Here is an 8,430-nt window from a genome sequence, read left to right as displayed (position 1 = left end):
AGCTTCACCGCGACATTGAAGATGGCAAGATCAAGTTTGCCTGGATTAATGTCTGTAACCCATACCAAAATACAGCCAACGCCAACCACTGGTTAAAGGCTGCTCGCCAAATGGATAATTTCATTGTTTGTAGTGATTCTTATCCGGGTATTTCGGCTAAAGTTTCAGATTTGATTCTGCCATCTGCCATGATATTTGAAAAGTGGGGAGCATATGGTAATGCTGAAAGAAGAACACAACACTGGAAACAACAGGTAACACCTGTTGGAGAAGCGATGCCTGATATCTGGCAATACACAGAATTAGCCAAACGTTTCCAAATTCGTGAAGTTTGGGGCGCACAGAAAATTCCGGGACTTGAAGGTGGATTACCTGATGTACTGGAAGAAGCTCAGGCAATGGGTTACAAGCTAACAGATACCTTATACGATGTATTGTTTGCCAATAAAGATGCTCAAAAGTTCGCATGGCCTGATCCTGTAGGTAAAGGCGTTATCAACACCGAAGCTGAAGGTGATAAGCGTGACGTTAAAGATGGTGAAGGAAAACCATTTAAAGGTTATGGATTCTTCTTACAAAAATACCTTTGGGAAGAATATCGTGAATTTGGTAACGGACATGCACACGACTTGGCCGACTTTGACACCTACCATAAAGTAAGAGGCTTAAAATGGCCCGTGGTTGATGGAAAAGAAACACTTTGGCGATTTAATGCCAAATACGATCCATACGTTAAAAAAGCCGGTTCTGAAGATTTTGCCTTTTATGGTGGTGCTTTAAAATCCATCCCGCAAGGAGATTTAAAAAAGCCAAATGCATCATTAGGTAAAAAAGATCTGAAGAACAAAGCCAAGATATTCTTCAGACCATATGTTGAAGCACCGGAAATTCCTAATAAAGAATATCCATTCTGGCTAACAACCGGACGTGTGCTTGAACACTGGCACAGTGGTACTATGACTATGCGTGTACCTGAACTTTACAGAGCTGTTCCGGAAGCCTTATGTTACATGCACCCAAAAGATGCAGCACAAAACGGCTTTATTGACGGTGATTTGATTTGGGTAGAATCGCGCAGAGGTAAAATTAAAGCTCACGTTCAAACTCGTGGCCGAAACAGAATGCCACGCGGGATGATATTTGTACCATGGTTCGACGAGAAAGTGTTCATCAACAAAGTAACTCTTGATGCTACTTGTCCGCTTTCTAAAGAAACTGATTTTAAGAAGTGTGCAGTTAAATTATTTAAGGCATAACCTCATCACTGTTCCGGTAATTGCTTTGCTTTTGTCGGAACAGCTTAAAAATAATTGAATGACATCACGTCGCGAAATACTTAAAAAGCTCTTTAAAGTGTCGGCCGCAGCCGGTAGCGGAGGTTTATTATGGGGCACTGTAGCCGAAGGAACGGTTGCTGCTCCTATAACCTTAAGACCTCCGGGTGCCCTTGAAAACAAAAGCTTTATTCAGGCATGTGTTAAGTGTGGCAAATGCGTTGAAGCCTGTCCATACGATACGCTCAAGCTGGCTACACCAACTGAAAACATGGGTGTAGGAACTCCTTACTATACACCAAGAGAAGTTCCTTGCTACCTGTGTACCAATTATCCATGTACTGAAGCATGTCCTTCCGGTGCCCTTCATGTTGATAACCTGGTTAGTGATGACAAACCGGATATCAATAATGCAAAAATGGGTTTGGCAGTTATTCATAAAGAAACCTGTATTGCCTATTGGGGCATTCAGTGTGATGCATGCTACAGAGCTTGTCCATTGATAGATGAGGCCATAGTCCTTAAAAAAGAAAAGAACCCGGTTACGGGAAAGCATGCTAATCTGCAACCGGTAATAAACAGTGATATATGCACCGGATGCGGTCTTTGCGAAAAAGTTTGTGTTGTAGAAGAGCCAGCTGTAAGGGTTTTACCTTTAGATATTTCAACCGGCAAGGTTGGCGATCACTATATCAAAAGTTGGGAGCAAGAGGACGAAAAGCGCATTGAAGCCATTGAAAAAATGCCCGATTCTGATAAAAAAGATATCAACTCAGCGCTGGACTATTTAAATGATGATGAATCGCTATTTGACTGATATGGCAATACTAAAGAAATACCGTTATTTAATCAGCCGAAGAATAGTTCAGTTAGCACTATTAGGCCTGTTTGTTGGCGCCAACTATTTTGGCTGGAACATACTCAAAGGCAATTATAGTTCTGCTTTACTATTTGAAACTGTGCCACTAGGCGATCCCTATGCAGTCATTCAAATTTTGGCCAGTGGTTTTATATCTTCATCTGAACTCATTTTAGGAGCAACAATTATATTGCTAGTTTATGGCTTGCTTTTAGGACGAATGTTCTGTTCCTGGGTATGTCCGGTTAATATTATTGAAGATGCAGCAATCTGGCTAAACAACAAGCTGGGTTTGAAGTACAGCCTATCTCTATCCAGACAAATTAGATATTGGGCACTTGGACTTGGAATTATTTTATCCGCTATATTAGGATATGCAGCTTTTGAAGCAGTTAGCCCTATATCAATGGTTCACAGAGGTATCATATTTGGTATTGGAGGTGGTTGGGCATTTATCCTTGCCTTGTTTCTTTTCGATTTCGCCATAACCAAATTTGGCTGGTGCGGACATCTTTGCCCGCTGGGTGCCTTTTACTCTTTTATTAGTAAGTACGCCTTAATTAAAGTCAAATATAACAACGACAAGTGTACGCAATGCATGAAGTGTTTTGCAGTTTGTCCTGAAGAGCAAGTATTAAGTATTGTTACTCATACATCAGGAATTATTAAACCTGCTGAGTGTACCAATTGCGGACGTTGTATTGAAGTATGTGACGATGATGCTTTAAACCTTAGTTTAAGAACGATTAATAAGAAATAATAATCATGATGAAAAAGATACTAATTACCACAACATTGGGTCTGTTACTTTTAGTTTCTTGCCAAAATAATAAGAATACTAACAACTATATCGATGAAAATAAACTGGGGATTATTGATGCCTCGGTTAAATCGGAGGACACCAACCTGAGTGAAAAACCTAAGTATGGTGAGGTAAAACCGGGCGAAGGTGAAACCATTGATCGTGCGTTTGAAAATGCGCCGCCGTTAATTCCGCATACGACCAATGGTTTTTTACCCATCAAAATTGATAATAATATCTGCCTGACTTGTCATTTACCGGATAAGGCAGAAGAATCGGGTGCTGTACCTATCTCAAAAACGCATTATGCCAACTGGCGACCTCAACCGGAGTTGGTTGATGGTGTTTATACAGTATCTGATGAGTTAACCAATGAAAAGGTTGATCAGTTAAACAATCAATATTTCAACTGTAGCCAATGCCATGTGCCGCAAGCAGAAGTAAGTGTGGATATTGAGAACTTGTTTACACCAGAATTCAGACAGGAGTTTGGATTGGAGCAATCTAACTTAAACGATAAAGTTAAAGAAGGTATTTAAAGAACTACGAATGAATATATCAAGTGCGATAGTTAAAGTTAAATCTGGTATAGCCGAATCTGTAACGGAAAAACTTAAAGAGATTGAAGGATGTGAAATACACATTATTGAAGGCGAGCGCATCATCATCACCATTGAAGCCGAAGATGTAAGTGGAGAGATCGCTATTGTTAAAGCCGCCGAACAACTAGATGGTGTTTTAGCAGTTGAAATGGTTTATGCTTATAGTGAAGAAGAATTGGATAAAGAGCGTGATAAAGTTGAGATTGCAGAAGAAACACCAGAATGGTTAAACAACGAATCACTTGATGCCCGTGACATTAAATATGGAGGTGATTTAAGAAAAAAAGTATAAGCGAATTTTATATATTTGAAGCACATTTCTTCGAGTTATAATTCCTAAGTCAATGGATAAGGAATTTGTACCGATGGGATTGGTTGGAAACAACTAATCCTCCCGATTTCTGACAAAGAATCAGAATGACTTGGAAAGGAGAAAGGATACATAAACCTCATCATCATTGATGAGTTATATTGCATTATTTTCCACTGTTGTTTACTGATGGAATTTGATATCAATTCATTTTGATAATACCTTTCTGCTTTTCATTTATTTATCAACCATCAATAAATATAATGGAAACAGAATTTCTTTTTTTTATTGCCATATTTATTACTTCCATCCTTTATTCATCAGTAGGGCATGGTGGTGCCAGCGGCTATTTAGCAGTTATGGCATTGTTTGCTGTTAACCCAATTTATATGCGTGCCTCTGCCCTAACCCTTAATATGTTTGTGGCCGGCATCTCCTTTTATCACTTTTATCGTGGAGGTTATTTTCGTCCAAAACTTCTGCTTCCTTTTATTGCTTTATCCATTCCCATGTCATTTATTGGTGCCCGGGTTGATATCGACCCTCGAACCTATAAAATTATCCTTGCCATTTTCTTACTGATCGCGGTGGTACGAATGGTTTTCTTTACAAAATCTGAGAAAGAAACAAAACAAGTCAATTTACCTCTGGCACTTCTTTTTGGTGCCGTACTTGGCTTTTTTTCCGGAATGATAGGAATTGGCGGTGGCATCATTCTTAGTCCTCTCCTATTACTCATGGGTTGGGCCTCTATAAAAGAAACGGCTACCATATCAGCCATATTTATTTTCCTTAATTCAGCAAGTGGCATTTTAGGGGTTCTGGCCACAGGATTTGAACCCATTAGCAGTATTTATATCTTAATAATAATTGGCATTGTTGGCAGCATGATAGGTTCTCGTTTGGGACAAAAGAAGTTTACACCCAAATACCTGATGTATATGCTGTCTTTTGTATTGTTGTTTGCCAGCTTTAAACTATTCTACTTTTCCTGATGAAATACACCGGAGTCATATTAGCAGGAGGTCTTAGTACACGCATGGGACAAGACAAAGGTTTAATCAATTACAATGGGAAAGCCATGGTGGAATATTGTATTGAGGCGCTAAAACCCTTGTGTTCTGAAATAACCATCAGCACAAACAACCCTGATTATAGTCGATTCGGATATAAATTGATTCATGATGTTTATAAAGAAATTGGTCCGATTGGAGGGTTGCATGCAGCCTTAAGAGCAGCTTCAAATGATGCTATTTTAGTTTGTCCTTGCGATATGCCACTAATTAAATCAGAAGACTTTAAGAAAATTATTGATGACAAGAAAGAAAGTACTGCCGTTGTACAATCATCAACTCAAAAGGTCTATCCTACTTTAGGCTATTATCCAAAGAGGTCGCTTACTACTATAATAAATCAAATTGAGAAAAAACAATATAAGTTACAGCTTCTGTTAAAGGAATTAAATGCACAATATATTGGCATTGATGATGAAAATGCTCTACTGAATTTTAACCAACCGGAGGATTTAAAATGAAGCATTATCCCAACATAATATTGATAGCCGGAAATGGTCGTAATGTAGGCAAAACACTTCTTTCTTGTCGTATAATAAAACACTTGAAAGAAGCTAACGATGTTTATGCTGTCAAAATATCATCGCATTTTCATGAATTAGATCAACAAGCACTAATAATAAATGAAACTGAGGATTTTAGCATTGTAAAAGAAACCCTAATAACTAAAAAGGATAGCTCCAGAATGTTGGGTGCCGGAGCCACAGCTGTATATTATGTGCAGTGCAAAAACAATAACTTATTAAAGATGTTTGAGCAGTTATTGACTCACCTGCCCATTGATAAACCCGTTATAATTGAATCCGGAGGTTTGTATAATTATATTGATCCTCAAACCCTTTATTATATTAAAGGAGATGACACTTCAAAAGAGAAGGTACTGAGAGATGGGGAAAACAAAGTTGTATTAACTCCTGATGAAGCCGCATTGTTAGATGTAGAAAACATTTACCAACCCTGCTAATGTATTACAAATACAAACAATGATGATTGAATATAAAGAAGCAATTAAAAATATATTGGATAATGCAACAGTAGTTCCAACGGAACAAGTTGGTTTAAATAAATCGTTGCATCGTGTTTTAGCTGCTGATGTTAGCATTGATATGGATATGCCTCCATTTAATAAATCTGCAATGGATGGTTATGCCTGTCGACGTGTTGATCTGGCAAAACCATTAAAAGTGGTTGAGACCATCTTCGCAGGTAAAAATCCTGAGAATAATATCGGAGAAAATGAATGCGCCAAAATAATGACAGGTGCTGTTGTTCCTGATGGTGCCGATTGTGTTTTTATGATTGAAGATTCAGAAGAAATTGATGATAAGCATGTTAGATGCACCAACCACAATACCAAAAGTAACATTAGCTTGCGGGGTGAAGATGCAAAAACGGGTGATGTTTTACTTTCTGCATCTACGCTGCTGGAAGCCCGTCATTTACCGATCCTGGCCATGACCGGAATGGACAAAGTCGACGTTTATAAAAAGCCAGATGTAGCAATTATTGCAAGCGGAACAGAGCTTGTTGAACCTAGTGTCAAACCTCAACCTTTTCAAATCAGAAACTCTAATTCATCGCAACTACTGGCACAATTAAGCCAATTAGGAATAGATGCAACTTACATGGGCATCATTAAGGATGATGAAACTATTCTTGAGCAGGAAATAAGTAATGCTGTTTTAGAGAATGATGTCCTTATTCTTACAGGCGGTGTTTCTGTTGGAGAATATGACCTTATTCCTGCCATTCTTCAGAAATTGGGTTTTGAAATTATCGTTTCCAAAACAGCCATTCAACCTGGCAAACCAATGGTCTTTGCTAAAAAGGGTAACAAATACATCTTTGGCTTATCAGGCAACCCTGTTTCTTCGTTTATACAATTCGAATTATATACCAAAGCATTTCTTTACCTGTTAATGGGTTATCAACATCAGTCAATTGAATTACAACTACCCATCAACACAGATTTTTCCAGACGAAAAGATGCACGATTATTGTTTGCCCCTGCTCAAATTAAAGATAGTGAAGTGGTTCCTGTTGAATTTCATGGTTCGGCACATATCAATAGCTTGAGCGACGCACAGGTTTTATTCGAGTTACCCATTGGAACAAAAGAAGTTAAGAAAGGAGATTTGGTAAATGTTAGATTCCTATAACAGAAAAATAACCTACTTGAGAGTTTCGGTCACGGACCGGTGCAACCTCCGATGCAGATATTGTATGCCAGAGGAAGGCATACAGTTGCTAAAGCATAATGAGGTTTTGTCATTGGAAGAGATTGCCGATGTCATTCGCGAAGGAGCCAAACTCGGACTCAAAAAAATTCGTCTTACAGGTGGCGAACCTTTGGTCAGAAAAGGCATAGTGCAATTGGTTGAGATGATAAATCAAATTGAAGGTATTGAAGAAATAGCCATGACAACAAATGGTGTCCTTCTTAGCCAGTATGCATCTTATCTAAAAAAAGCTGGTTTAAGTCGTGTAAATATAAGTCTAGACACTTTGGATGAAAATGATTTTAAAGACATCACCCGTGTAGGTAAGCTCAACGATGTAAAAAAAGGAATCAAAGCCGCACAAGTAGCAGGCCTTACCCCTATTAAGATCAATGTGGTTAAGACCAGTCATTCAAAAAGTCAGGATATCGAAGCACTGAAGCAGTTTTGTAAAGATGAGGGTTTGTCTATTCGTTTTATTCGCCAAATGGATTTGGAAACCGGAGATTTCTCTGTGGTTGAAGGTGGTGAAGGCGGCAACTGCAAAATATGCAACAGACTCAGATTGATGGCCAATGGTGATGTAAAACCCTGTTTATTTAGTAATCGCACATTTAACGTCAAAAAGCATGGTATAAAACAAGCTTTCCAACTCGCTCTGGGAGCCAAACCCCTTGAAGGGTCAATAAACCATAACCATAAATTTTACAACATTGGAGGATAAGATATGTCAGAGAAATTAACTCATATAAATAAAAAAGGCGAAGCCAATATGGTTGATGTTGGCGACAAGCCCATACAGAAACGCACAGCCAGTGCCAGTGGCTTTATTGTTCTACAATCAAATACACTGGAACTTATCAATGGCAATATGATGAAAAAAGGTGATGTATTATCAGTGGCCCGTATTGCCGGAATACAGGCAGCTAAGCAAACACACTTTTTGATTCCATTGTGTCATGCATTACAACTGTCAAAAGTGGATGTTGAGTTTGAAATTAAAACCGATGGTATTCAAGTAACTTCAATGGCTCGATGCGAAGGTCAAACCGGCGTTGAAATGGAAACCTTAACTGCTGTTAATGTGGCTTTGCTAACTATTTATGATATGTGTAAAGCCGTTGATAAAGCCATGGTGATGAAAGACATCACCTTGATTGAAAAAACAAAAGAATAACAAGACAAGCTCTTCAACAGGAGGCTTATAAGCGATCAAAGCTGGTTAAATTTGTCTTTGTGGGAGATATTGCGGGAGCGAATTTTATGGCTGAGATTTGGGGGACAATCTTCT

At 38.6% G+C, this 8,430-nt stretch carries 11 protein-coding genes and 1 riboswitch; all 11 genes read left to right on the top strand.

Annotated elements, in window-relative coordinates; all coding sequences use genetic code 11:
* Window positions 1-1,256: molybdopterin dinucleotide binding domain-containing protein (locus AC4MRQ_RS23685; protein WP_491200208.1), on the top strand; the 1,256-nt coding region annotated here is incomplete at its 5' end.
* 58 nt (window positions 1,257-1,314) lie between these two features.
* Complete coding sequence (gene napG, locus AC4MRQ_RS23680; protein ID WP_491200207.1) at window positions 1,315-2,091, top strand: ferredoxin-type protein NapG; 777 nt, start codon at window positions 1,315-1,317, stop codon at window positions 2,089-2,091.
* A 1-nt stretch (window position 2,092) separates the two neighbouring features.
* Window positions 2,093-2,893: a quinol dehydrogenase ferredoxin subunit NapH gene (gene napH, locus AC4MRQ_RS23675; RefSeq protein ID WP_491200206.1), complete on the top strand. Its 801-nt coding sequence runs from the start codon at window positions 2,093-2,095 to the stop codon at window positions 2,891-2,893.
* A 5-nt stretch (window positions 2,894-2,898) separates the two neighbouring features.
* Window positions 2,899-3,474, top strand: a complete 576-nt coding sequence (locus AC4MRQ_RS23670; RefSeq protein WP_491200205.1) for a nitrate reductase cytochrome c-type subunit — start codon at window positions 2,899-2,901, stop codon at window positions 3,472-3,474.
* A gap of 10 nt (window positions 3,475-3,484) precedes the next feature.
* The gene (locus AC4MRQ_RS23665) at window positions 3,485-3,829 is read left to right on the top strand and encodes a chaperone NapD (RefSeq protein ID WP_491200204.1); all 345 of its coding nucleotides are present in this window, start codon (window positions 3,485-3,487) and stop codon (window positions 3,827-3,829) included.
* A 16-nt stretch (window positions 3,830-3,845) separates the two neighbouring features.
* Window positions 3,846-3,984: riboswitch (molybdenum cofactor riboswitch) on the top strand.
* 126 nt (window positions 3,985-4,110) lie between these two features.
* Window positions 4,111-4,842 (top strand): sulfite exporter TauE/SafE family protein, encoded by a 732-nt coding sequence (locus AC4MRQ_RS23660; protein WP_491200203.1) that lies wholly within the window; start codon window positions 4,111-4,113, stop codon window positions 4,840-4,842.
* On the top strand, window positions 4,842-5,381 hold the full coding sequence (mobA, locus tag AC4MRQ_RS23655) for a molybdenum cofactor guanylyltransferase (RefSeq protein WP_491200202.1): 540 nt from the start codon (window positions 4,842-4,844) through the stop codon (window positions 5,379-5,381). The genes AC4MRQ_RS23660 and mobA overlap by 1 nt, the downstream gene beginning before the upstream one ends.
* Window positions 5,378-5,884: a hypothetical protein gene (locus AC4MRQ_RS23650; RefSeq protein WP_491200201.1), complete on the top strand. Its 507-nt coding sequence runs from the start codon at window positions 5,378-5,380 to the stop codon at window positions 5,882-5,884. The genes mobA and AC4MRQ_RS23650 overlap by 4 nt, the downstream gene beginning before the upstream one ends.
* Before the next feature lie 19 nt (window positions 5,885-5,903).
* A complete protein-coding gene (locus AC4MRQ_RS23645; protein WP_491200200.1) occupies window positions 5,904-7,079 on the top strand; it encodes a molybdopterin molybdotransferase MoeA in 1,176 nt (391 codons plus the stop codon).
* Window positions 7,063-7,863, top strand: coding sequence for a GTP 3',8-cyclase MoaA (locus AC4MRQ_RS23640; RefSeq protein ID WP_491200199.1), 801 nt, complete (start codon window positions 7,063-7,065; stop codon window positions 7,861-7,863). Before AC4MRQ_RS23645 ends, AC4MRQ_RS23640 begins: the two co-directional genes overlap by 17 nt.
* A gap of 3 nt (window positions 7,864-7,866) precedes the next feature.
* Window positions 7,867-8,316 (top strand): cyclic pyranopterin monophosphate synthase MoaC, encoded by a 450-nt coding sequence (gene moaC / locus AC4MRQ_RS23635; RefSeq protein WP_491200198.1) that lies wholly within the window; start codon window positions 7,867-7,869, stop codon window positions 8,314-8,316.
* Window positions 8,317-8,430: the final 114 nt, after the last annotated feature.

The organism is Carboxylicivirga sp. (assembly GCF_982718395.1).
Note: the sequence above shows the minus strand (reverse complement) of the source record. Positions and strands in the feature narration are given on the sequence as shown.